Here is a 1279-nt window from a genome sequence, read left to right as displayed (position 1 = left end):
GCCCTCTGTTTATTCTCGATATTCGACCTCTAAGGTCTTAGCAACCAGCTATGAAGAAGGCGTGCATGTTGCTAGTGAATTGGCGCAAGGTTTGTCACAGCAAGAGCGAAACGCACTCGGGCAGGCATTTCTTGAATTGTTCCTGAATGAGCTTTTCGTATGGCATGAAATGCAAACGGACCCGAATTTCGGTAATTACCGTGTTCGTATTAATAAGTCCAAATCTCCTCAACTTGTTCTTCTTGACTTTGGTGCGGTTCAACGCTACGACGAGAGCTTTATAAAACCCGTATGTGAGATGATTCAATCTTCTTATCACAATGATCTTAAGGGCGTGATTCAAGCGGGTATTGCGCTTGATTTCATGCACGAGGATTGGCCCGATTACGTGCTCGAGACATTCGGGAAAGTCTGTATGGCTGTACTTGAACCCTTGGCTAGGATTGATTCGCCAGCAGTTTGTAAAGCAGATCATTGTGACGAATCTGGGGCTTATTTATGGGCTGAGAGTGATTTGCCAACGCGAATTGCCAAAACTGCTGCGCGTTCAGCTGTCAGCCGTTACTTCAAAATACCGCCAAAGGAGTTCGTTTTTCTAAATCGAAAACTCGTCGGCGTTTATACCTTTATCTCGGTGATTGGTGCTCAGTTTGATGGCGAGCCGCATTTGCGGCGTTTCCTATACATTAAACCATGAACTAACCTTGCAACACGTTTTGAAAATGCTCGCTTTTACTATAAAATGCGCGCCTCAAATTTAAAGAGTATTTTGCACGTGAGCAGTCTTAAAAATATCCGTAATTTCTCCATTATTGCCCATATAGATCATGGTAAGTCGACCTTGGCTGACAGATTTATTCAAGATTGTGGTGGTTTAAGTGACCGTGAAATGGAGGCGCAGGTTCTTGACTCGATGGATATCGAAAGAGAGCGTGGTATTACGATCAAAGCGCAAAGTGTGACCTTGAACTATAAAGCGGATGACGGTGAGACGTACCAGCTTAATTTTATCGATACGCCCGGACACGTTGACTTCTCGTATGAGGTATCGCGGTCTTTAGCGGCTTGCGAAGGTGCTTTGTTAGTCGTTGATGCGGGTCAAGGTGTTGAGGCGCAGTCTGTAGCGAACTGTTATACGGCGATTGAACAAGGCTTAGAAGTTCTTCCAATCCTTAACAAAATGGATTTGCCACAAGCTGAGCCTGAGCGTGTAAAGCAAGAAATAGAAGATATTATTGGTATCGATGCGACGGGTGCCGTGCCGTGTAGTGCTAAGAGT

The 1279-nt window shown here is 45.0% G+C and carries 2 protein-coding genes; both read left to right on the top strand.

Features of this window, described 5'->3' with window-relative positions; translation table 11 throughout:
- Window positions 1-697: AarF/UbiB family protein (locus tag A3739_RS29930; RefSeq protein WP_231877071.1), on the top strand; the 697-nt coding region annotated here is incomplete at its 5' end.
- A 78-nt stretch (window positions 698-775) separates the two neighbouring features.
- Window positions 776-1279 (top strand): GTP-binding protein (locus tag A3739_RS12580; protein WP_156502563.1); only part of this gene is annotated, 504 nt, incomplete at its 3' end.

Source organism: Oleiphilus sp. HI0067 (genome assembly GCF_001635735.1).
The sequence above is the reverse complement of the archived record's forward strand: the minus strand, read 5'-3'. Positions and strand labels throughout refer to the sequence as shown.